Here is a 22,874-nt window from a genome sequence, read left to right on the forward strand (position 1 = left end):
CTAGTGGACGCCTTTTTTATTTCGGACTTAATCTACTTGAAAAATAGCGTTGGCCATGATCTGCTTCCCTGATTCCCAGAAATTACGAAACAGCACATTGTCCGTCAGATAAATTATTGTCCCGGCACCTACGGATTCCGTTCCGAAAATAAGGCCGTTTTTTATTTTTTTGCTAAGCTGATAACCTACAAAACCACTCATCAAAGCTCCTTCTTTAATATATCCCACATTCCAACCACTTCCATCTTTAAAATAATCGTATAACGTTCCGCTTTGTCTTAACGTGTAATAGCGGCTAATGCCATACATCAAAGGATGAGTAGCGTCAAAATCTACTTTATAGATTGCTCCTGCCGTGTAGGACTTGAGAGACTCACGTTCTCTGTCCGAATAAGCTTTCAGCGGACTGTCTTGGCTTTTTTGTGTACTATCTTGCTTCACGGGCTTCAGTCTGCTCCATGACTGTGTAGCCAACTGTCTTACAGCTCCTTCCAACGCGATAACCTTGCCTCCTTTTCTTACCCATGCAGCAAAACCTTCGGCAAGACCTTTATCTTTGAGGAAGCTGTAATTTCCATTAGGCATGATAAACACATCCACTTCTTCCCATTTTATGCGTGCAAAATCTTTCGGATTCACTAATGTAATAGGATATTGAAGCTGATGATCGAAATAATGCCATACCTCCCCCACATTTAAAGCTCTTATCTCCTCTCCAGCTAACATGACCACTTTAGGGGCTTTAAGGGTTTTTACATCCGAGCTTCCCAAATCTTTTGCTCCTTCGATGATGCCAGAACTTATGCTATGAATCTTCACGGCATACTTATCACCCACCTCTTTCAATAACTTCTTAAGGTCTGTCTTCTTATTGTTGCTGCTCAACAAAAGTAGAGAACCTCGCGGAAAATCTTCGCCATTTAGCTTGAAGGCATACGCCGATCGCTTTACGATAACATCATGTTGCAACAAAGCAGCCAACACCTGTGCGGAAGAGAAACCATCCCACTTAATGGCATACCCATAGCTTTCCGACAAGTTATTGTCCACCCGCTCCAAAGAATAAGGCTTCATCGACGACACTTTGGTTTGCGAGGCTATTCCCTCCAATCCATACACATACGGCAACGACCAAGCAGTAATATCGTAAGTTACCGAATCTACAAGCTTCGCTTCCGGCTCGAAAAGTACCCTGACTAGTGCTGCCTTCGGCTGATTGCCGGGGATAATCATATCTTTTTCTCGTGCCACATAGGATACAGTCTTTTTCGTGCTGTAGTCTACCCCTTTGAACACTCCTTCCGCAGCATAGTATTTTATCTTATTCTTATCCAGCAGTTCCATTAAAGCACGTAATTTACCTTCATTTGCCGCCTCATATTTGATGACGTAGCTATGAAAGGAAGATAGCTCTCCCTCCTGAGCTTGCCTGAAAAATTTCTTGAACTCTTCTACCACACGATGCGCATTCTGCGACACCACTTCCACCAAGTTCACTCCTGAAGCATGATGCTGTATAGCCCGGTCTACCAAGGTCAAGGTATCTTTCTCATTGGTATACACCCCTAGTCCGGCTGAACCATTACCTGCCTTTTCGTATGTCATGCCTATAGCTCCCGAATAGATAGGATATGTATCGCCATACGATGGGTAAAATAGGTCAAAACGTTCTTTCGTAAAATAGAGCCATCCCTTTTCATCGAAATATTTTGCATTATGCTTGCCGATGACAGCCTGAAACTCACGCTGCCAAGGCGTAATAACCTCATGTAGAGGCTCTGCAGCAGGAGGGAAATAATAAGGAGCATTAATACCTTGCTCATGGAAGTCTACATGTATATGAGGTAGCCATGAATTATAAATTTTCATCCGTTGTACACTTTCTACCTGCGTCTGCCATGCCCAATCTCTGTTCAGGTCAAAATAATAATGATTGTATCTACCTCCAGGCCATGGCTCCGCATGCTCCCGGGCATAGAGATTAGGGTTGTATTTAACCCCCAAGATACCGTTCTGCCAATTGTTATAACGTTCGGTACCATCAGGATTTAGACAGGGATCTATAATTACCAAGGTATTTTCCAGCTGAGCCTGCATCTTTGAGTTCTTCGGATTTACAAGCTCATATAAAGTCATCATCGAAGCTTCCATAGAAGAAGTTTCGTTGCCATGTGCATTGTTGCTCATCCAGATGATGGCAGGCATATCTTCAAGAATGGATCCATCACGTTCTTCCCCCACAATGGACATGTTGCTCTTCCTTATTTGTTCGAGCCGCGCTATATTTTTTGTCGAAGACACAAAGAAAACATACAAAGGTCTTCCCTCCACAGACTCTCCATATTGCTCATACTTTACCCTATCAGGAGCTTGGGAGGCAATGTATTTGTAATATTCTAAAACTCTGTGATGCGGCGTAATCTTTGAACCTATTTTTCTACCAAAATATTCTTCCGGAGATTTAAGTTGTGCCCACAAAGGAATATTATAAAATAATACGAGTAGAATGATAAGAAATCTTTTCATAAAGCAGTTAGTTTACTGCAATATAAGAAATTATTAAATCGTATATTATAGCGTAAACACATTTTCCTAATCTACCTATTTAATAGATTATTTAGTAGATTTGGTTAAATACTTAATCTAATGAAACATCTCGAAACAGATCTGATACATGCTGGAACAGAATTTAACAGTACCAAAGCAGTAGTAACCCCTATATTCCAGACCTCAACCTATTTTGCGGATGAGAATCCAGAGAAATATATAGAAGCGGCAACACAACCCAAACATCCTGAATTCTACCATCGACATGGAAATCCGACAAACAGTCAGGTGGCAGCCATTCTTGCTAAACTCGAAAAAACCGAAGAGGCTATAGTACTAGCCACAGGTATGGCTGCCATAAGCACAGCCATCCTCGCTGCCGTAAAATCTGGTGACCATGTCATAGCACAAAACTCACATTATTCCGGAGCAATGCTCTTCCTTAAAGATTTCCTTAGCGAATATGGCATAGAGGTCACCCACGTGGACCAGACTGACAATAGTTCTTTTGTGGAAGCTATACGTCCAAATACCAAGCTCATCTACATCGAAACGCCATCTAATCCCAATCTAGATATTACCGACCTAGCATTTGTGGGCAAACTTGGTAAGGAAAAAGGTATTTTGACTATGGTAGACAACACCTTCGCTTCTCCGATAAACCAAGTTCCTACAGAATTCGGCATTGACGTGGTAATTCACAGTGCCACAAAATACCTAGGAGGACACTCCGACCTTACCGCCGGCGCCGTATGTGGCCCTAAAGAGTTCATCGAAAAGGTGTGGCGTAAATCCATCACCTTGGGAGCCAGTCTCAGTCCCTTCGACTCATGGTTGCTACTACGAGGGCTGAAAACTCTTTCACTACGCGTGAAACAGATTAATCACAATGCATTGGCATTAGCGCAATTCTTAGAACAAAATAAGGCTATAAGGAAGGTTACTTATACAGGACTGAGTTCCCATCCGCAATATGAGCTGGCGGCAAAACAAATGAAAGGACACACCGGAATGCTCTGTATTGAGGTAGCAGGAAAAGATGAAAATGAAGAGTTCAGAAATGCACAAACCATACTGAATAACCTTAAGCTTTTTGCTAATGCCGCAAGCCTCGGAGGCGTGGAGTCCCTAGTCGTACATCCGGCCAGCATGTGGGGAACACATCACTCCGCATCGCAAAAGAAAATATCCGGTATCACATTGGGAATGCTTCGAATATCTGTCGGTATCGAACACATAGATGACCTTATCGCCGATTGGCAACAAGCTATCGACAAGATATAAAAAAAGCCTTGAGAAATATCTCAAGGCTTTTTTATGCTTTCTATTTTAAAAGCTCTTCAAGTTTAGCTTCCAACGCCTCTCCGCGAAGGCCGGCAGCTACAATACGTCCTTCCTTGTCCAAGAGAAAGTTTTGAGGAATACCTTCTATGTTGTAAAGACCTACGACTTCAGACTTCCATCCTTTAAGCTCCGAAACATTTGTCCATTGTCCTAGGTTGTCGTCTTCAATAGCTTTCAGCCATGCGTCTTTTTTTCCAGGATTATCTAAAGAAACACCTAAAATGGTAAATCCTTTGTCTTTATATTTATTGTAGGCGGCAACCACATTAGGATTTTCCTGACGGCATGGTCCACACCAGGATGCCCAGAAATCCAACAACACATATTTACCTCTCAATGATGATAAGGACACCTCTTTACCATTCACATCCGGCAAAGTAAAGTCTGGCGCTACAGCTCCTACCGCAACCTTCTTCATACTTGCAATCTTGTCAGCCAATGCTTGGGCAAAACGCGATTCCTTTAGGTCGGCAGGATATGTGCTCAACAACTTATCATACTCCAATACATTTTCGGCAGAAATACTTTGACTCATCAAGCTCAAAGCCACAAAATTCTTGTTAGCCTTTATATATTCATAGTCAATAGCCTGCGATTTCTCGTACAGAGGCATTATCTTGCTTCTTAAGCCCTCAATAAATTCCGGATTTCTCTTTTGCTCATCCGAAGCAGCTCTAAACTCCTCATCCACCAACATCATCTGCTCTTGAATAGGCTTTTTCAACGCATTAAGAGCTTTATAATCTTCAATGATTTTAGTGCCCGAAACATCGGCAGATCTCAACGACTCACCCTTAACATTGATGGTTCCCTGAGATAAAAAGACTTCAGCATAGTCCGCTTGTTGAACCCAAGGGCCAAAAGTTTTTCCTTCAGGAGAAAGAACAAGATAACCTTTTGACGGCATCTCTACAGTGCCGCTCAGCGTAAACTCTCCATTATTTATTATGGCAGAATCTATCTTAGGCTGTTGTCCCTCATAATACTGAATAAACACCTTAGCAGGAGCATTGTATGCCCCGACTTTGCCTTTTATAGTGAATGCTTCTTGGGCAAACGCTAAGGCCGGTATGCTCGTCAATAGAGCAAAAGCTATCTTTTTCATAATTTGGATTTTAATCTGTAATAAATCAATTTAACGTATAAAATAAAGTGGTAAATATAATAACTATATGGTGTTAAATTAAAATTTAACACTATTTAACCCGTCCTTACCATCTGCCACTGGCGCCTCCGCCACCAAAACCTCCGCCGCCAAAGCCACCAAAGCCGCCGGAACTACCTCCTCCGAAGCCTCCTCCGAAACCTCCGAAATCTCCTCCTCTTCGGTTAGAACCTCCTTTTCCCATATTATTCAACAACATCCACCAAAAAAGATCATTCGTTCCTTTCCCATCGAACATCCGTCCCCCTCCTTTATCATTATGATCGCCTCCGATGGATACCAAAGCTACAAAGAGAATGACAACCACCACAATAATCGCCAAAACCCTGCCAATGCCCCCCGAGCCGGAAGGTTCTTTCCTTTCAGCCTTATACTCACCCTTCGTATAAGAAATGATAGAATTTATGGCATTATCAATCCCCTCATAATACCTGCCTTTGCGAAAGGCTGGCTTGATGTCCCGCTCAATAATACGATAAGCTATAGCGTCAGGTAAAGCACCCTCAATACCGTAGCCGGTCTGTATGGTAACGGCCCTATCGCCCAAAGCAACCAAAAGCATTATACCATTATTATATTTTGCTTGCCCTACCCCCCATTTCTGTGCAAGTCGCACCGCATAATCGGCCACATCATAGCCATCCGTTGTCTGTACAATAACCACCGCAATCTGCGTAGAAGTGCTATCCTCAAAAATCAACAGCTTGCGCTCTAAGGCCGACAACTCATCCGCACTTAACGTATTGGTAAAATCGGAAACAAGTTGCTTAGGTGCTTCAGGTAGATTTTGAGCCCTAAGGTTTGTCACCGTAGCCAATAACAAGAAAGCTAAAAAAGCAAAATATTTAAAGTATCTTGATGGAAAAAGTATTTGCATGTTATTTAGATTAATTACCGAAATGAATGTCATTAGGCAATTCATTGATATCATCATCTTGACGTGGGAAGTATTGTCTTAACTGCTCCCCCGCCTCCTGAATACCTTCGACCAACCCCCTCACATAATTGCCCTGTCGGAAATGAAACAGCATCTTATCTTTGGTGATCTCCCAAAAATTATCCGGCACCACTTTATTTATCCCTGCATCTCCTATGATAGCAAATTGATGATCAGCAATAGCCAAATAAATGAGAACGCCATTACGTTGCACCGTCTTATGCATGTTAAGCTTTTCAAAATAGCTCTTCGCCTTATCGAAAGCTGTCGTATCCTGTCCTACCACATTTTCCACCACCACCCTGATCTCTCCGGAGGTGAGATTTTCTGCGACGTTTATAGCATGAACGACACGCTCCTGCTCCTCTTCGTTAAATAATGCCATAGCTATACCCAAAAATTAAAAAAGATGAATATTGTGATAACAAGGCACCCAATATTCATCTTCTCCTCATTAAAGTTTAATATTATCCTTTAGAAAGAAACTGTAGGTGCTTTGTCTGAACCCGCAGCAGCCTGGAATGTTCCTTTAGGCTTAAAGCCAAAGATTCCCGCAATGATATTATTAGGAAAACTTCTTACCGTAGTGTTATAATCCTGCACAGCTTCATTATAGGCTCTGCGCTCCACAGCAATTCGGTTCTCGGTACCTTCCAGCTGCGCTTGCAGCTCTTGGAAGTTGGAGTTGGCTTTCAAGTCCGGATAGGCTTCCACACTTACCAACAAACGACCGATAGACTGCGACAACGCATCCTGCGACTGCTGGAACTTGGCAATAGCTTCTTCCGAAAGATCATCAGGATTTACTGTCACGGAAGTAGCCTTAGCACGTGCTTCCACTACTGCCGTCAACGTAGACTCCTCATGCTGTGCGGCTCCTTTGACCGTAGCTACTAAATTTGGAATCAGGTCAGCACGACGCTGATACGCATTCTCTACCTGCGCCCATTTGGCCTTAACGTTTTCGTCCTTAGATACCATAGTGTTATAGCCACATGAGCTAAACGATAATGCTGTAAACAACCCTATAAGGGCAAATAATAATCTTTTCATCGGCGTAATTTTCATTTTCTGGTCCCCTAAAAATACAAATAACTTTTCAATTACTCATACTCCAAAGCAAATGCCAAAATTATTACACCCCGAGCTTCAACTAAAAATTCGTAACTTCGCAAAGTTTTGGGATAAAAACCCAATAAAAGTATATGCAACAAGAAATTGAATTAGCTATCGGTCCTGACCATATCCATGATCAGGATTACATTCTCCGCCAAGGAGCAAAACAGCTTAACATATCCCCGAAAAGAATCAACGGAATATATATCCGAAAACGTTCTATAGACGCGCGCAGCAAACAGGTGGTCTTTCGTCTCCGCATAGTTTTTTACATAGATGAACATCCACAACCTTTCTGCTATCAAAGTACGCTTAAAAATGTCCGTGATGCCAAACCGGTCATCATCATAGGCGCAGGGCCTGCAGGACTTTTTGCCGCTTACCGCTGTCTGGAACGTGGCCTGAAACCTATAATCCTCGAGCGTGGGAAACCCGTACGCGAAAGAAGACGTGACCTCGCCAAAATCAATCGTGAAGGTATAGTCAATCCCGAATCCAACTATTGCTACGGTGAAGGCGGTGCTGGAACCTATTCTGATGGCAAACTATATACCCGATCCAATAAAAGAGGCGATGTACACAAAGTGCTTTCCATCTTTGTGGAGCACGGAGCTGATGAAGATATCCTTATCGATGCAAGACCACACATTGGTACTAACAAGCTGCCACACATCATAGAAAGCATGCGCCATAAAATCCTCGAGATGGGGGGTGAAGTGCATTTTGAGACTAAAGTGGTGGACATAGTCGAAAAATTCGGTCAGGTACATTCGGTGAAGACCGAAAACGGCCATACCTTCTGTGCAGAGCATGTCATTCTGGCAACAGGACATTCCGCACGCGATATCTTCCAGCTGTTCCGCAACAAAAACTGGCTTCTGGAAGCCAAACCTTTTGCCTTAGGGGTCCGCATCGAGCATCCACAGCATATCATCGACAGTGCACAATACCATTGTGCCGTACGCCACGACAATCTCCCTCCAGCTTATTACAGCCTCGTGGAACAAGTAAATAACCGTGGCGTATTCTCTTTCTGTATGTGTCCCGGAGGAATCATAGCTCCTTGTGCCACCGACTTTGATGAAATTGTTGTAAATGGATGGTCGCCTTCAAAAAGAAACAATCCACACGCCAATTCGGGCACAGTAATACAAATCAATCTCGATGATGTACCCAACGCAGCAACAAATCCTTTCGCTCTGCTCGACTTCCAACGTGCGGTAGAGCACAAAGCTTACCAGCTTGGAGGAGGCAACTTCGTAGCTCCAGCACAAAGGATGGTGGACTTTGTAGAAAACCGTGTATCTCTGGACTTACCGAAAAACTCATATAAGCCGGGAACCCGCTCGGTGGACCTCAACGAAGTGTTACCTGACTTCGTGCATACCGCACTACGTAAAGCCTTGCCGCTCTTCGGCAAAAAGATGCGAGGCTACTATACTAATGAAGCTATCTTGGTAGGTGTAGAATCACGAACATCCTCCCCGGTGCGCATTCCACGAGACAAAGAAACGCTTCAACATCCACAAATCAAGGGACTTTATCCTTGCGCAGAAGGAGCCGGTTATGCAGGAGGAATCGTCTCCGCAGCCATTGACGGGATAAATTGTGTCGACGCCATAAAAATTTAATTCACTAAGAATAAGACTGATGCAAAAATAAAGGCAAAATTTTCATCTTATCCTCTTGACAGATGCTGAAAAAGCCCTTATTTTTGTGTCAGAAAATCAAGCGAAAGTAGCTCAGTTGGTAGAGCACAACCTTGCCAAGGTTGGGGTCGCGAGTTCGAGCCTCGTCTTTCGCTCAAAAAAATTAAAGCAAAAGCTTCTCTATCGAGAAGCTTTTGCTTTTTTATTCTATATCTAACGTAGAAACAGGCCCTCTTCTTCCATTCTTATCCAATACCGCTATAGTCAGTTTCTGCCCTCTTTCTACACGTATTCCCGTGGCTTTATCTGCCTTTGACGAAGTCTGTGTAGGTAAAGATCCATCTAAGGTATAGTACACATCAAAACCCGGATACTCTGCAGTAAAAAGAACGATTTTCCCTTCCTGCTTCAATCCAACCTTCGGTAAACGGAAAGCCATTCTATCTTGGATCTCCTGCAATTCCACCCTCCCTATTCTGTCAATAAAGGAAGCGTAATCCTTATCAAATTTGGATATATCAAAAGTCTTTTCACTCTCATAAGGCTTGCGCTGCGCCCAAGCTCGCTCTGCCAATACATAAAACCTCGGAAAAGCTAGATAATCCAGATTTTCATCTTTTAGCAAAGTCTCAGCAAACACCCCTCCTTTGATTCCTAAGAAGTGTGCTCGTCCCTTCTCATTGATACGCTCCAATTGGCTTATGCGCGACCTGTCAAGTTTCTTGCCACTGTAGTATGTATGGATATTAGCAAAATAGTCTTCCGGAAACAGCGAGTAGGAATGATAAAGATCAGCATAAGTAGCCCAGTTCAATCCCGGCTCATCAAAACTTCTATCCCACATCATATCAAAATAAGTGTTCGAAGCACTAATCAATACTGTAGGGTAACCCGCATTGGCCAATCGATATACCAAATCTTCCTGCCCACCACCAATAACATTATTCCATACATCCAACTGCATATTCTGTTTATCCGCCATGTTGGGGTTTACGACCATTCCCTTTCCTTTATTGACCATGCCTATCTCTTCCCATCCCGCCAGCTGTAATCCTTTTTTAAGACATATCTTATTTATTCTATCGATATAATACGTCCACACCTCATGTACTGAACTCATCCCCTGCTCTTCCATGAAGGCCTTAATCTTTGGTGATCCTTCCCATACACCGCGCGGCACCTCATCACCTCCCAAGGAAACCTTCGTAAAAGGCACTCCCGCCTCCTTATACATAAGAGCAAACTCATCAAGAACCTTCTCTATGAAAGTGTAGACCGACGGCAATGCAGGGTTCAACACGTTGTCATTATAATTCTGAGGGGTATTATACACTGACTTATCTTCCGGATCATGAAGGAGATACTGTTCAGCCAACTCAGGTTTTCCTTGCCTCATAAACCTATTGTATCGCGCCCACATAGCTTTTATAGCCGCACGAGCATGACCTGGAGTCTCTATCTCCGGAACCACCTGAATATTCCTCTCCTGCGCATAGCGTAATATTTCGATAAAGTCCGCGCGTGTAAGATATCTCGCTTGCGTATCCGCTGCGGAACCATATGCCGGCATTAGCGCGTTGCCTTCATGAAACAGTGGACTTCGGCGCGCCCCTACCTCTGTTAGCTCCGGTAGACCAGGAATTTCAATACGCCAGGCCTCATCTTCGATAAAATGGAAATGCAAAACATTTAACTTATAGTCTGCCATCAAATCCAGATACTTCAATACGATAGACTTATCTCTGAAATTGCGCGCGATATCCATCATGAAGCCGCGATATCCATAGCGAGGCTCATCCTTCACTTCTACACATGGCAAAACTTTCTCTCCTGAAGTATGCTTTACTCCACTATACAGCGATTTGATGCTCTTGATAGCATATAGAAAACCTGCATACTGACTGGCCTCAATACTAATCTGGTTCTCCGATATCGTGAGATGATAGGCCTCAGCTCCTAAACTTGGATTTTGTTTTAATACAAGGTCTGCACTACCTCCATTGGTAAACTCCACGGAAACAATAGAAGACACCTCCCTGCTCACCATCGGGTATAAGGATGTATCCGCTTGCACGGTGATTTTATGCTTAATTCTATATTTACCCTTGCTCTCTTTCAGATATTTTGGGGTTGGAAAAATGAGGATATTACTTTCTGCCTTCTCAAAAGCCTTGTTTTTGTTGTAAAGCTCTGCCAAATAACTTCTATTTTCTTCGGCACTGCGCTGTAGCATTTTATAGCTCACCTTCTCAATGCCAAAAAATGTCTTCTTATCCTTATTGTTTAGCAAGTAAAAACCGTTGGGCAACATCGAAACACCCGGAATAATATATTTGGAAGTATAACTTATTACCAATGAATCTTTAGGCTGCAGTGTCTGTCCCGAAAAAGTAATCTGGAAAACATTTCCTTTAAGATCCTTGATGGCGTACTTTTCCGTCTGCTCATCCAAGATAGGAAACATAGTGTTGAAAAAGAGATCCCACTCATTTAATGAAAAGGCCTTACGTCCATCATTTTTTAAAACCAGCTGGTATCTAAGCTGATTTTTTCCATCATAAGCTGCATCTGTCTGCCAATATATGGACAAATCCGCTGGGCCATGTTGCGCCTGTACACACAAAATTGTTAGCAAAATATTCAGAACAAGTACACTCAAGAAACGACAAAAATTTATTGTTTTCATAATCTGGATATTATATACATAGATACTAATTTTTTTCTACTTTTTTTTGCACGATTAAAAAATTGAGCTATATTTGCGCAGCAAAACAGAAAAGGCCCGTTCGTCTAGGGGTTAGGACGCAAGATTTTCATTCTTGAAACAGGGGTTCGATTCCCCTACGGGCTACAAAAAGCGACTTTATAAGTCGCTTTTTTGGTTGTAGGGTTGAGAACAAAATCAAAGACTTTTTTTTAAATTATTTTTGGAGAATAAAAACTTAATCCTATATTTGCACACCGAAACAGAAAAGGCCCGTTCGTCTAGGGGTTAGGACGCAAGATTTTCATTCTTGAAACAGGGGTTCGATTCCCCTACGGGCTACAGATATTAAATCAAAAGCATACAAAAGCCTGCAATTCAAATGACTGCAGGCTTTTTGTGGTTTATTTAGCATTCACCATAAAGCTACTGCAGAAGAGGTCGCCATTTTCTTTTCCCTTAACCTCAGACCTTAAAATAATCCACACAAAATAGTATCTTTAATTTAATATCCCACAACTATGATACATAAAAGGTGGTACAGCATAATTGGAATTGGGACAGGATTCCTACTGCTAGCATGGATATACAGAACATTTAATCCTGCAGAACATTTCTTCCTGCCCTGTCCCATAAAACATACTACCGGACTGGAGTGCCCTACCTGTGGCTCCCAACGCGCCCTCCACGAACTGTTGAATGGACACATAGAAGAAGCTTTCCGGCTTAACCCCTTGATTTTTCTTCTGACGCCGTATTTTTTACTATGGATATATTTCCGACTGAAAACGGACCATAGCAAGAAAGAAGCTAAACTTTATTCCACCTTATTCGGAACTAAAGCGATAACAGTTATTATAGCGGTGACAGCAATCTTCACGGTATGGAGAAATATAAAATAAAAAAGGCTTCAATTTTGAATTGAAGCCTTTCTATGTTTATCTATGGACGCTATTACATCATGCCGCCCATGCCACCACCCATGCCTGGGTTTGCAGCACCAGTATTTTCTTCTGGTTCGTCAGCCAATACACACTCCGTAGTCAACAACATTGAAGCTACTGAAGCAGCATTTTCCAACGCTACACGAGAAACTTTAGTAGGATCGATTACACCGGCACTGATTAAGTTTTCGAACTTGTCAACACGAGCGTTGTAACCGAAGTCATCTTTACCTTCTTTAACTTTCTGAACGATTACCGCACCTTCGATACCTGCGTTAGCACAGATCTGACGAAGAGGCTCTTCGATAGCACGTTTGATGATGTCGATACCGATTTGCTCGTCTTCGTTAACACCTTTAAGGTCTTTCAACGCTTCAGTAGCACGGATAAAGGCTACACCACCACCTGCTACGATACCTTCTTCAACAGCAGCACGAGTAGCATGTAATGCGTCGTCTACGCGGTCTTTTTTCTCTTTCATCTCTACTTCAGTAGTAGCACCTACGTAAAGTACCGCTACACCGCCAGACAATTTCGCCAAACGCTCTTGTAGTTTTTCGCGGTCGTAGTCTGAAGTAGTAGTTTCGATTTGTGAACGGATTTGAGCTACACGAGCTTTGATATCTTCAGCTTTACCTAATCCGTTGATGATAGTAGTGTTGTCTTTGTCTACAACAACTTTTTCAGCTTGACCTAGGTAAGAAAGCTCTGCATTTTCTAGTTTGAAACCTCTCTCTTCAGAGATTACAGTACCACCAGTCAAGATAGCGATATCTTCTAACATCGCTTTACGACGGTCTCCGAAACCAGGAGCTTTAACAGCAGCCACTTTCAATGAACCACGGATTTTGTTCACTACTAAAGTAGCTAAAGCTTCACCGTCTAAGTCCTCAGCAATGATTAAAAGAGGTTTACCTGTTTGCACTTGTTTTTCCAAGATAGGCAACAACTCTTTCATGTTGCTGATTTTCTTGTCGTAGATCAAAATGTAAGGGTTGTCCAATTCCGCTTCCATTTTGTCTGAGTTGGTTACGAAGTATGGTGACAAGTAACCACGGTCGAATTGCATACCTTCCACAGTTTTAACTTCTGTTTCAGTACCTTTAGCTTCTTCAACAGTGATTACACCGTCGTTACCAACTTTTTGCATAGCCTCAGCAATCAACGAACCTATTACTTCGTCGTTGTTGGCAGAGATTGTTGCTACTTGTTTGATTTTATTGTTATCTTGACCTACCGCTTGTGACTGAGCTTTCAAGTTAGCTACTACCGCAGCTACAGCTTTGTCGATACCGCGTTTTAGGTCCATAGGATTAGCACCTGCTGCTACCGATTTGATACCTGGAGTGATGATGGCTTGCGCTAAGACAGTAGCTGTTGTAGTACCGTCACCCGCTTGGTCAGCAGTTTTAGATGCTACTTCCTTCACCATCTGTGCACCCATATTTTCTAGGGCGTCTTTCAATTCGATTTCTTTAGCTACAGAAACACCGTCTTTGGTTATAACTGGAGCACCGAATTTTTTCTCGATAATTACGTTACGTCCTTTAGGACCTAAGGTTACTTTTACCGCGTTAGCTAACGTGTCAACACCTTTCTTTAGGGCCTCACGCGCTTCAACATTATATTTTACTTGTTTTGCCATGTTTACTTTTAAATTTAGAACTTGTTAATAAACCTAACTCTTCCTTTGAATGTTGATTAGATAATAGCGTAAATGTCTGATTCACGCATAATCAAATATTGCTTACCTTCGTAAGTGATTTCTGTACCAGCATACTTACCATAAAGTACTTTATCACCTACTTTAACAGTAAGAGGTTCATCAGGTTTACCAGTTCCTACTGCCACAACAGTACCTTGTGATGGTTTTTCTTTTGCAGTATCAGGAATGTACAAACCAGAAGCTGTTTTTTCTTCTGCTGGAGCAGGCTCCACTACTACTCTGTCTCCGATAGGTTTGATATTTAATGCCATAGTATTATATAGTTTTGTTTTACTTTTTTAACGTTTAACAATCAAATCACCCTTAACCTATCATCAACTATGCCAAACGTATTTTGGCAACTTTTCTTGTCAATTTTTCATATTTATCCTTATTAGGAGCCACCAAACAAACTGACACAGTGTCACCCTGACAGTACACCTAACAAAAAAGCCTCACTGACGTGAGGCTTTTTATTTCTTTCCTTATCTTATTTCGTTGAATCTGCTGCAGGAGTAGTCGCTTGTGGTGCTTCCTGTGCAGGAGCTGTATTCAAGTTAAGCTTTGGACCTGCTGCCGGAGCTTCAATTTGATCCGACAGGCTGGATGAAGAGCCGCTCGAAGGACCTAAGATATTTATTCCTAAGCTGAATACGATTAATAAAATTATCAAAGTCCAAGTACCTTTTTCCAAGAAATCGCTTGTACGTTGAACCCCCATCAAGCTGCTTCCGCCCGAAAAACCGGATGAAAGGCCGCCCCCTTTTGGGTTTTGAACCAACACAAATAACGCTAGTAGAATACAAACGATGATAATCAAGACAATAAATAGTGTAGTCATTTCTTTTTTATACTTTATAAATTCTTTTCTAATTCTTCGATTTGGCCCGCAAAATACGATTTTTTTTCTGGATATTTCAAAATTAATTTTTTGAAGACTTCAATGGCTTTCAGATACAATCCTTGATCTGCATATATCTTGGCTAACGTCTCTGTCACAAGAGTATAATTGTCTTCCGCGCTCTGACGCGCCATATTTTCATTATTGATATTTTCCGGTGATGGAGGCTGGATGATAGGATCTTTCTGTATAAATTTCTCTATAATCTCGGCGCTCTTTTTCGGCGGTGTAGGAAGCACCGGCTTATTTTTGACTTCTTTGCTAAGCTTCTCTTCCGGATCCTGCAGATTGATGATATTTTCTTTGATTTGCTGATCCAGTATAGCCTCTTCAATTACCCCAAAATCTACTGGTCCTTTCGACTGGAACGGAAAAGGCAGGTTTCCTACAGCATATGGCTGATAGGTATCAGCGTGCTCCAAACGGGTTTTGTGCAACCACCAACGGAAGCTATAAGGCATCAGCTCGTCGTTGTAAAGGGTAATATTATCCTTTTCAATCTTATCGGTAAGAAAGGTCAGCTCCTGTTTAGGTTCCGGATTACTCTCTTTCTCTTCCTCACTCTTGTTTTCTAATTCTTCAAAAACAAAATAATCGCTGACGACACGTCCTCCCTGCACTAACTTCTCCAACTCTTGCAGGTCGGCATTCTCTTCCTCTTCCTGCGTCGGCACCTCAATTACCGGTTCTTCTTCTGAGAGGACAATATCTTCTACCACTGTCTCTTCCTCTACGGTAGACTCCGTCTTCTCTTCCACCACAACAGCTTGTTCCTCCTTCATTACAGGCTTGTGCACATAATTCCATAACCACCCCTCATCATTAGCGTAAAGCAAGGCCAGATTCTTGTTATGAGACTCTTCCTGTACAAGCTTCTTGCGACGCTCGTAAGCAAAAATCAGCGGCTGCGAATAAGGATATTTTATCAGTAGAGCTAAAATATCTTCTTCGGAAAGACTTGTAGGGTCTTGCAGGGCCTGCTTATACATAGAAGGATAAGAGTTGTTTAAGCTTGTCATCATATCAACGGATTACCAGTTAGCGAATGCTCTGTTAAAAATATCCTCCGTAAGCATTTTAATAATTTCCTGATTCAGCTGTGCCTCATAGGCCGTCACGTCCGAGCCCGGAAATTCTTTAAACTGCGTAAAACTCTCTTCAAAGTTGCTCTCCCCTGTAGGGTCCAGCTTATTGGTATATTTTACCTTAACAGTAATGCTCAGTCTACTATTTTGTGCTCTATCGTTGTTTCCAGCTCCTATGGATGCCGGGGTGATTGTATAATTGGTAATTACCCCTTCAAAGATGGCGTCCCCGTCGTTGTTCACCTGGCTTAAGGAGGATTGTGTACGGATACGCTCCTTCAACGCTTCGGTAAAATTCTGACTCAACGTAGGGTATACCATAGGTGCCAGATTTTCGAAATATAAGACCGAATAGGTCTTCATATCTTTAGGGATAGAACCCCCGGAAAAACTATACTTTACGCCACAGCTTGCCACTACGCTCAAGAGCAGGACAAAAAAGAAAGCGAAACGTACGTTGTTGCCTTTTCGTGTCATAAACTATAGTCTAATCTAAATTTAAGTCTTTTATTTTTCTATATAAAGTTCTTTCGGAAATTCCCAACTCCTGTGCGGCGGCTTTCCGCTTCCCTTTGTGCTTCTTCAACGCTTTCTTAATAAGATCGGATTCCTTCTCCACCAACGATAGCGACTCTTCTACCTCTTCCGCGTCCAATGTATCCAGAGAAACGTAGTTGGATGGCGTAGTAGAATTCACAGCAGGATTATGGATAATGGTAGGCGTCACGCCACTGCCTTCACGCGAATAAAGCTGATTGGAAGGATTCACCTCGTTATATAGCTGATTGATATACTTGGCATTATGATCAAATGATGCCGCATTGACGCCATTTTGGATAAGCTCTACGACTAGCTTCTTAAGTTCCACCATATCCTTTTTCATGTCAAAAAGAACCTTATAAAGGATATCCCGCTCGGAGAAATCCTCCTTAGATTGCTCCTTGACAAACATAGGTAATGTCGAAGTGGGTTGCTCTGCCGGAATATAACGGCTTAATATAGCTGCATCAATAGTTCTTTCTTTCTCTAGGATAGCAATCTGCTCGGCAACATTTTTCAGCTGTCTTACGTTGCCCGGCCATGAGTAGTTAATCAGCAGCTCCTGCGCATCCGGAGTGAGCTGCACCCCAGGTGTGCGATATTTGTCCGAAAAGTCCACGACAAACTTACGGAACAGCAGATAGATATCTTCTTTTCGTTCCCGCAATGGAGGGATACGTAAAGGAACAGTATTCAAACGATAGTAAAGGTCTTCACGGAACTTTCCACGCTGTACAGCCTCATAGACATCCACGTTGGTCGCCGCCACCACGCGTACGTTGGTCTTCTGCACTTTCGAAGATCCTACACGTATATATTCTCCTGTCTCTAAGATACGTAGCAGACGGGCTTGCGTACTCAACGGCATCTCTCCCACCTCATCCAAAAAGATTGTACCGCCGTCCACCACTTCAAAGTATCCTTTGCGCGACTCATGAGCTCCCGTGAACGCCCCCTTTTCGTGTCCGAAAAGCTCCGAATCGATGGTTCCTTCAGGAATAGCACCGCAGTTTACAGCGATGAAAGGTCCATGCTTACGCGCACTCAGGTGATGTATAATCTGGGAAAAAACTTCCTTACCGGAACCGCTCTCCCCTTGGATAAGCACAGAAATATCTGTTGGTGCCACCTGACGCGCAATGTCTATAGCACGATTTAGTAACGGTGAGTTACCAATAATACCAAATCTATTTTTGATGTCTTGAATGTCCACTGTTACCTCCCCAGTTTAACGTTAGTCAACAATCCTTCCAATCAAAGTAGCTGACGTACAGCTTTCACCAAGCACATTTACGTAATCTCCTACTTTGAAACGCGGATCTACCGGGAAAACCACCATAGTATTTTGGTCATTACGGCCGCAGTAGTCGCTGTCCGAACGTTTTGAATAACCTTCTATCAAAACTTTCTGAACTTTACCCACATACTGTTGGATACGTTCCAAACTATGTTCAAGCTGTTTGTTTACCACCTCTGTAAGACGACGCTTTTTAACTTCTTCAGGAATATCATCCTCATAGCGTTTTGCAGCCAATGTTCCCGGACGTTCTGAATAAGCAAACATGTAAGCGAAGTCATACTTCACATAATCCATCATGGATAAAGTGTCAGCATGTTCTTCTTCCGTTTCTGTACAGAAGCCGGTGATAATATCCGTAGAAATCGCACACTCCGGAATGATACGGCGGATAGCATCCACACGTTCCATATACCACTCTCTGTCGTAGGTACGGTTCATCAACTTCAAAATGCGCGAGTTACCAGACTGAACCGGCAAGTGTATATATTTACATATATTCTCATATTTTGCCATGGTATACAACACCTCATCCGTAATATCTTTAGGATGTGAGGTAGAGAAGCGAACACGCAAATCAGGACTTACCTGCGCTACCATTTCCAACAGCTTAGCGAAATTTATTGTAGGCTGAGGCTCCTGACCTTCCTCTACTTTTGGCGTGTACTTGTATGAGTCCACGTTTTGCCCCAATAGGGTCACCTCACGATAGCCCGCGTTAAACAGATCCTGCGCTTCCTTCACGATGGACGCGGCATCCCTGCTGCGTTCACGACCCCGCGTAAAAGGAACGACACAAAACGAACACATATTGTCACAACCTCTCATAATAGAGATAAAAGCCGTAACACCGTTTGAGTTCAGACGTACCGGACTGATATCCGCATAGGTCTCTTCTCTAGACAACAACACATTAACGGCCTTATGCCCTTCTTCCACCTTATTGATAAGGTTTGGAAGATCTCTGTAGGCATCCGGACCTACCACAATATCTACTAACTTTTCTTCTTCTAAGAACTTGGATTTAAGGCGTTCTGCCATACAGCCCAATACGCCGACGATCATGCCTGGCTTTCTATTTTTTGCCGCCTCAAACTCTTTCAAGCGGTTACGAACACGCTGCTCGGCATTCTCACGAATAGAACACGTATTGATGAATACTACATCGGCCTCTTTATAGTCTTTCGTCGTTTCAAACCCCTGATCGATCAATATAGAAGCTACGATTTCGCTATCAGAGAAGTTCATCTGACAACCGTAGCTTTCGATATATAGTTTTCTACCGTCAGACTTGCCTGTAGGCGCTAGCTCCACAGCCTCTCCCTGACGAGACTCATCGTGTGTCTTAGTAGTATGTAATAAATCTAACATAGCTTAATATAAAAGACTACAAATTTATAAATAAAATATTAAAATCTGTGACAGAATGTCAGAGCTTACGATATTTTAACATTTATAAAAAGAAAGGCGCCGGAAATTGCCGACGCCCTCTTAAACCAAGTCTTTATACTAATCTTATTGATTTGCCATGCGTTTAGCTTCTTCTTGCATTTTTTTGCTGGCAACGATAACGATTTCCACACGACGGTTTAATGCACGTCCTTCTTCAGTATCGTTAGAAGCGATAGGCTCCGAATAGTTTTTACCTTCAGTTCTGATACGGCTGCTTGCCAATCCTTGTGCTACAGCATAATCTCTTACTGCTTTTGCTCTACCCTCTGAAACCTTTTGGTTGGCAGCCAGAGTACCTACATTATCCGTATGACCTAATACCAAAATTTCTGTGTCAGGTTCTTTGTTTAATGTCTCAACAAGCTTAGCAATATTGGATTTGGCATTGCTTTTCAAAGCTGTGCTGTTAAAGTCGAACAAGATTCCTGAGTCAAATTTCACCAAAATTCCTTCCCCTACTTGCTCAACCTCTGCACCTGCAACGGTATTTTCGATTTCTTTGGCCTGCTTGTCCATACGTTTACCAATTAACGTACCTGCAGCTCCACCGATAGCAGCCCCAGCAATAGCACCGATAGCAGTGTTACCTGCCTTACTACCTATCAAAGCACCGATACCTGCACCAGCAGTAGTACCGATTACCGCTCCCTTAGTTGTGTTACTAGTATTTTGTATAGTTTCACAGCTTGCCAACAACATTGCAGATGTAGCCAATGACAGACCATATACTGCTAATTTTCTATTCACTTTCATACTTATAATGTTTATCAAATTTCCTACTAAACGTTTTTCATAGAATTTTGAAACAAAGGTAGTGCCAATATTCTAATGTATTTATTTCAACAAACAAGAATATTAATTGTTTTGTGGCGGAATCTCTAATTTAGGCAGCTTCTCTGGTGCCGGTCTGCCATTGGCGTCCCAAGCCTTGAAGGATTTGTTGATGTATTCGAGTAAATCGTACTGCCCCCATTTACTTACCTGATCATACGTAGGACGATACAACTCCATAAAATGTTCTAGTTCCTCCCCTTGCAGGCCCGTAACTTTTGTGACCGCTTCTTTATTGAAAATCCGGTCTACAGCCATGGCGTCCAATTCCCTGCTCATAAATTTTTCGAAGCGTTTCATATTCTTAGCATCTTTACCGAAAAGGTTGTACAGGGCAGTGGCAGGACTATTGAGGTAGGTTCCTAGCGTATTTTTGCCTCCATTATAAATTCCCTTTTTAGAATAATCGCGTAAGATATCTTCCATATCCTGGCGTTTGGAGCGACGGGCTATGACAACCTCCTCCAACATGATGCCCGGCTGCATCTCTAAAAGGATATCATCGTTTGAATAGATGACTGTCTTCAACGGTCCATATCCTACTTTGGTGATAGACAGCGTATCTCCTACAGCAGCTTCTATATAAAAAACACCAAAAGCGTTAGTAAATACTACACGCTTGGTTCTTGTGTTTACAACGTTAACGTCTGATATTCGTTTGCCTGTACCTTTCTCCAAAACCAGTCCCGATACTTTAGGCAATTCCGACACCTGCGCTTCCACCTGTTGGACGAACAGAAGCAGCGCCAATGCCACGAATATGTATGCTAAAATCCTTTTCATTGACATCTAAAGTAATCAATTTATTGGACTAAGTTTTGTTAAAAAGTTTTAAAGTTTACCTATAAGGATAGAACACATAATTTGCTCCTTCAGGCACCACGACAAACACACACATGTATCGCTTTGGATCTTTATAACTTTTCTCGAAGACGGATTTTTTGGACTCTTGGATAATACCTCTTTCTAAGAATTCCTCCACGGAAGAAGCATAGATAGACCAATTGGTGCTAAGCTCTTTTTTATCCAGCATCAGCTCACCTATGGTAACCTCATGCTGCGTAGCGATAAAAATGGGCTTGTCCGTATATTTTTCTGCAATCATCTCATCAGCCATCTCTTTGATGGAGTCACTGTAGAAATCCAAATCCACTTTAAGGCTTTGCAAAGGACTTGACTTACTGGCAGGCTGTCCGTCCGAGCCGGACACATTTCCACTAAGGTTCAATAATTCCGAAAGATCCATCTTACTTTTTTAATTTTAATAGTACCACATTTTCGACATGTTGCGTCTGAGGGAACATATCCACCGGCTTGATGCGCGCCACCTCATACTTGGCCGAAAGCATTTCTAGATCGCGGGCTTGTGTGGCGGCATTACAGCTTACATATACCACTTTTGGCGCCTCCATTTCCAAGATACGCTTTACCACATCAGCATGCATCCCTGCCCTTGGAGGGTCGGTAATCACTACATCCGGCTTACCGTGCTCTGCCACAAACTCAGCTGTAAGCACGTCTTTCATATCTCCGGCATAAAATTTCGTGTTGGTAATCCCGTTAATCTCAGAATTAATCTTGGCGTCTTCTATCGCCGAAGGAACATATTCTACTCCCACGACCTCTTTAGCATATTTAGCTACAAAGTTGGCGATAGTGCCCGCACCGGTATAGAGGTCGTACACCAGCTCATCACCCTTAAGGTCTGCAAACTCTCGCGCTATTTTATAAAGCTCGTAAGCCTGCTTCGAATTAGTCTGATAAAAGGACTTAGGTCCAACCTTAAATTTAAGTCCTTCCATCTCCTCGAAGATATAATCTCTTCCCTTATACACATATATTTCTTGGTCAAAGATGGTGTCGTTCCGTTTCTGGTTGACGATATAGAGCAAAGAGGTGATGGCAGGAAACTTTTGAGCCACAAAATCCATAAGTTGCTCAATCTGCCCCTCTTCCGGATAGGCAAACACCACAATAACCATAATTTCACCCGTTGAGGATGTGCGTATAATCAGATTACGCAATGCCCCTTCATGCTGACGAAGGTCATAGAAGCTGATGCCGTTGGCGACAGCAAACTCCTTGATGCTGTTTCGTAAGTCGTTGGAAGGATCTTGCTGAAGGTAACAGTGCTTGATATCCAATATCTTGTCGAAGCGCCCCGGCACATGGAAACCTAAAGCGTTCAAGGTTTCCGGTGTCACAACCTCATCCTGACTGGTAAGCCATCTCTTGTTGGAAAAAGTAAACTCCAACTTATTGCGGTAATAGGTAGTCTGCTCCGAGCCTAGGATATCCTCCATAGACGATGTGTCTACCTTACCTATGCGACTCAACACATTATCCACATATTGCTGTTTGAACTTTAATTGGGCCTCATAGCTCATGTGCTGCCACTTGCATCCCCCACACACCCCAAAATGCGGACAGAAAGGCTCAATACGATAAGGAGACTCCTTTACGATAGAAGTAACCCTACCTTCAGCAAAGTTCTTCTTCTTACGCTGGAGCTCTACTTCAACCACATCGCCCGGGATAGCTTTTTCAATGAAAAGTACCAATTCGTCGTGTCTACCAACACCTTTGCCCTCTTCAGCAATATCAATTATTTCAATATTTTGAAGGAATTTTTTGTCTTGCGGTATTCTTCTGCCCAT

Annotated in this window: 20 protein-coding genes and 3 tRNA genes; 6 read left to right on the forward strand and 17 right to left on the reverse strand. The window is 42.6% G+C overall.

Annotated elements, in window-relative coordinates; all coding sequences use genetic code 11:
* Positions 1-27: 27 nt before the first annotated feature.
* On the reverse strand, positions 28-2,526 hold the full coding sequence (locus ABD873_RS12085; protein ID WP_345068658.1) for a M14 metallopeptidase family protein: 2,499 nt from the start codon (positions 2,524-2,526) through the stop codon (positions 28-30).
* 120 nt (positions 2,527-2,646) lie between these two features.
* Here ABD873_RS12085 and ABD873_RS12090 point away from each other — a divergent pair, with 120 nt between their 5' ends.
* A complete protein-coding gene (locus tag ABD873_RS12090) occupies positions 2,647-3,831 on the forward strand; it encodes a trans-sulfuration enzyme family protein (protein WP_345068660.1) in 1,185 nt (394 codons plus the stop codon).
* Positions 3,832-3,871: 40 nt separating this feature from the next.
* On the opposite strand, the gene ABD873_RS12095 is transcribed toward ABD873_RS12090, so the two are convergent.
* The 4 genes from ABD873_RS12095 to ABD873_RS12110 all read right to left on the reverse strand — a co-directional run bounded on the left by ABD873_RS12095 (position 3,872) and on the right by ABD873_RS12110 (position 7,046).
* Complete coding sequence (locus ABD873_RS12095; protein ID WP_345068662.1) at positions 3,872-4,996, reverse strand: redoxin domain-containing protein; 1,125 nt, start codon at positions 4,994-4,996, stop codon at positions 3,872-3,874.
* Positions 4,997-5,102: 106 nt separating this feature from the next.
* Positions 5,103-5,933 (reverse strand): TPM domain-containing protein, encoded by an 831-nt coding sequence (locus ABD873_RS12100; protein ID WP_231561372.1) that lies wholly within the window; start codon positions 5,931-5,933, stop codon positions 5,103-5,105.
* Between the two features lie 10 nt (positions 5,934-5,943).
* A complete protein-coding gene (locus ABD873_RS12105) occupies positions 5,944-6,378 on the reverse strand; it encodes a TPM domain-containing protein (protein WP_345068665.1) in 435 nt (144 codons plus the stop codon).
* An 89-nt stretch (positions 6,379-6,467) separates the two neighbouring features.
* Entirely contained in the window at positions 6,468-7,046 is a 579-nt protein-coding gene (locus ABD873_RS12110) for a LemA family protein (protein WP_345068667.1), read from the reverse strand.
* Positions 7,047-7,198: 152 nt separating this feature from the next.
* Between ABD873_RS12110 and ABD873_RS12115 the strand changes: the two genes are divergently transcribed.
* Positions 7,199-8,740, forward strand: a complete 1,542-nt coding sequence (locus ABD873_RS12115) for an NAD(P)/FAD-dependent oxidoreductase (protein ID WP_345068669.1) — start codon at positions 7,199-7,201, stop codon at positions 8,738-8,740.
* Positions 8,741-8,840: 100 nt separating this feature from the next.
* Positions 8,841-8,913: transfer RNA gene (locus ABD873_RS12120), tRNA-Gly, on the forward strand.
* A 47-nt stretch (positions 8,914-8,960) separates the two neighbouring features.
* On the opposite strand, the gene ABD873_RS12125 is transcribed toward ABD873_RS12120, so the two are convergent.
* Positions 8,961-11,444 (reverse strand): family 20 glycosylhydrolase, encoded by a 2,484-nt coding sequence (locus ABD873_RS12125; protein ID WP_345068671.1) that lies wholly within the window; start codon positions 11,442-11,444, stop codon positions 8,961-8,963.
* A 93-nt stretch (positions 11,445-11,537) separates the two neighbouring features.
* Between ABD873_RS12125 and ABD873_RS12130 the strand changes: the two genes are divergently transcribed.
* From ABD873_RS12130 to ABD873_RS12140, 3 genes are all read left to right on the forward strand, one after another.
* A tRNA-Glu gene (locus ABD873_RS12130) sits at positions 11,538-11,609 on the forward strand.
* Positions 11,610-11,732: 123 nt separating this feature from the next.
* Positions 11,733-11,804: transfer RNA gene (locus ABD873_RS12135), tRNA-Glu, on the forward strand.
* Between the two features lie 179 nt (positions 11,805-11,983).
* Positions 11,984-12,364 (forward strand): DUF2752 domain-containing protein, encoded by a 381-nt coding sequence (locus tag ABD873_RS12140; protein ID WP_345068673.1) that lies wholly within the window; start codon positions 11,984-11,986, stop codon positions 12,362-12,364.
* Positions 12,365-12,416: 52 nt separating this feature from the next.
* Here the strand turns inward: ABD873_RS12140 and groL are convergent, their stop codons facing one another.
* The 11 genes from groL to rlmD all read right to left on the reverse strand — a co-directional run bounded on the left by groL (position 12,417) and on the right by rlmD (position 22,874).
* Positions 12,417-14,051 (reverse strand): chaperonin GroEL, encoded by a 1,635-nt coding sequence (groL, locus tag ABD873_RS12145; protein WP_345068675.1) that lies wholly within the window; start codon positions 14,049-14,051, stop codon positions 12,417-12,419.
* A gap of 56 nt (positions 14,052-14,107) precedes the next feature.
* On the reverse strand, positions 14,108-14,383 hold the full coding sequence (locus tag ABD873_RS12150) for a co-chaperone GroES (RefSeq protein ID WP_039054190.1): 276 nt from the start codon (positions 14,381-14,383) through the stop codon (positions 14,108-14,110).
* A 218-nt stretch (positions 14,384-14,601) separates the two neighbouring features.
* Positions 14,602-14,952, reverse strand: coding sequence for a preprotein translocase subunit SecG (secG, locus tag ABD873_RS12155; protein WP_345068678.1), 351 nt, complete (start codon positions 14,950-14,952; stop codon positions 14,602-14,604).
* Between the two features lie 14 nt (positions 14,953-14,966).
* On the reverse strand, positions 14,967-16,034 hold the full coding sequence (locus ABD873_RS12160) for a hypothetical protein (RefSeq protein WP_345068680.1): 1,068 nt from the start codon (positions 16,032-16,034) through the stop codon (positions 14,967-14,969).
* 9 nt (positions 16,035-16,043) lie between these two features.
* Positions 16,044-16,574: an LptE family protein gene (locus ABD873_RS12165; RefSeq protein ID WP_345068682.1), complete on the reverse strand. Its 531-nt coding sequence runs from the start codon at positions 16,572-16,574 to the stop codon at positions 16,044-16,046.
* A 10-nt stretch (positions 16,575-16,584) separates the two neighbouring features.
* On the reverse strand, positions 16,585-17,850 hold the full coding sequence (locus tag ABD873_RS12170) for a sigma 54-interacting transcriptional regulator (RefSeq protein WP_345068684.1): 1,266 nt from the start codon (positions 17,848-17,850) through the stop codon (positions 16,585-16,587).
* A gap of 21 nt (positions 17,851-17,871) precedes the next feature.
* Positions 17,872-19,305, reverse strand: a complete 1,434-nt coding sequence (gene miaB, locus ABD873_RS12175; protein ID WP_039054284.1) for a tRNA (N6-isopentenyl adenosine(37)-C2)-methylthiotransferase MiaB — start codon at positions 19,303-19,305, stop codon at positions 17,872-17,874.
* A gap of 144 nt (positions 19,306-19,449) precedes the next feature.
* Complete coding sequence (locus ABD873_RS12180; protein ID WP_345068686.1) at positions 19,450-20,139, reverse strand: YiaD family glycine zipper/OmpA-like lipoprotein; 690 nt, start codon at positions 20,137-20,139, stop codon at positions 19,450-19,452.
* Positions 20,140-20,241: 102 nt separating this feature from the next.
* Positions 20,242-21,000, reverse strand: a complete 759-nt coding sequence (locus tag ABD873_RS12185; RefSeq protein WP_345068688.1) for a peptidase associated/transthyretin-like domain-containing protein — start codon at positions 20,998-21,000, stop codon at positions 20,242-20,244.
* A gap of 55 nt (positions 21,001-21,055) precedes the next feature.
* Positions 21,056-21,463 (reverse strand): hypothetical protein, encoded by a 408-nt coding sequence (locus tag ABD873_RS12190; protein ID WP_345068690.1) that lies wholly within the window; start codon positions 21,461-21,463, stop codon positions 21,056-21,058.
* A gap of 1 nt (position 21,464) precedes the next feature.
* A complete protein-coding gene (gene rlmD / locus ABD873_RS12195) occupies positions 21,465-22,874 on the reverse strand; it encodes a 23S rRNA (uracil(1939)-C(5))-methyltransferase RlmD (protein ID WP_345068692.1) in 1,410 nt (469 codons plus the stop codon).

Origin of the sequence: Sphingobacterium thermophilum (assembly GCF_039541675.1) — a bacterium.
GTDB classification, from domain to species: Bacteria; Bacteroidota; Bacteroidia; order Sphingobacteriales; family Sphingobacteriaceae; genus Sphingobacterium; species Sphingobacterium thermophilum.

Bases quoted from the DNA above. Each gene is read 5' to 3' on its own strand.
- ABD873_RS12085 (WP_345068658.1), bottom strand. From the start codon at position 2,526: ATGAAAAGATTTCTTATCATTCTACTCGTATTATTTTATAATATTCCT.
- ABD873_RS12090 (WP_345068660.1), top strand. From the start codon at position 2,647: ATGAAACATCTCGAAACAGATCTGATACATGCTGGAACAGAATTTAAC.
- ABD873_RS12095 (WP_345068662.1), bottom strand. From the start codon at position 4,996: ATGAAAAAGATAGCTTTTGCTCTATTGACGAGCATACCGGCCTTAGCG.
- ABD873_RS12100 (WP_231561372.1), bottom strand. From the start codon at position 5,933: ATGCAAATACTTTTTCCATCAAGATACTTTAAATATTTTGCTTTTTTA.
- ABD873_RS12105 (WP_345068665.1), bottom strand. From the start codon at position 6,378: ATGGCATTATTTAACGAAGAGGAGCAGGAGCGTGTCGTTCATGCTATA.
- ABD873_RS12110 (WP_345068667.1), bottom strand. From the start codon at position 7,046: ATGAAAAGATTATTATTTGCCCTTATAGGGTTGTTTACAGCATTATCG.
- ABD873_RS12115 (WP_345068669.1), top strand. From the start codon at position 7,199: ATGCAACAAGAAATTGAATTAGCTATCGGTCCTGACCATATCCATGAT.
- ABD873_RS12125 (WP_345068671.1), bottom strand. From the start codon at position 11,444: ATGAAAACAATAAATTTTTGTCGTTTCTTGAGTGTACTTGTTCTGAAT.
- ABD873_RS12140 (WP_345068673.1), top strand. From the start codon at position 11,984: ATGATACATAAAAGGTGGTACAGCATAATTGGAATTGGGACAGGATTC.
- groL (WP_345068675.1), bottom strand. From the start codon at position 14,051: ATGGCAAAACAAGTAAAATATAATGTTGAAGCGCGTGAGGCCCTAAAG.
- ABD873_RS12150 (WP_039054190.1), bottom strand. From the start codon at position 14,383: ATGGCATTAAATATCAAACCTATCGGAGACAGAGTAGTAGTGGAGCCT.
- secG (WP_345068678.1), bottom strand. From the start codon at position 14,952: ATGACTACACTATTTATTGTCTTGATTATCATCGTTTGTATTCTACTA.
- ABD873_RS12160 (WP_345068680.1), bottom strand. From the start codon at position 16,034: ATGATGACAAGCTTAAACAACTCTTATCCTTCTATGTATAAGCAGGCC.
- ABD873_RS12165 (WP_345068682.1), bottom strand. From the start codon at position 16,574: ATGACACGAAAAGGCAACAACGTACGTTTCGCTTTCTTTTTTGTCCTG.
- miaB (WP_039054284.1), bottom strand. From the start codon at position 19,305: ATGTTAGATTTATTACATACTACTAAGACACACGATGAGTCTCGTCAG.
- ABD873_RS12180 (WP_345068686.1), bottom strand. From the start codon at position 20,139: ATGAAAGTGAATAGAAAATTAGCAGTATATGGTCTGTCATTGGCTACA.
- ABD873_RS12185 (WP_345068688.1), bottom strand. From the start codon at position 21,000: ATGAAAAGGATTTTAGCATACATATTCGTGGCATTGGCGCTGCTTCTG.
- ABD873_RS12190 (WP_345068690.1), bottom strand. From the start codon at position 21,463: ATGGATCTTTCGGAATTATTGAACCTTAGTGGAAATGTGTCCGGCTCG.
- rlmD (WP_345068692.1), bottom strand. From the start codon at position 22,874: ATGGGCAGAAGAATACCGCAAGACAAAAAATTCCTTCAAAATATTGAA.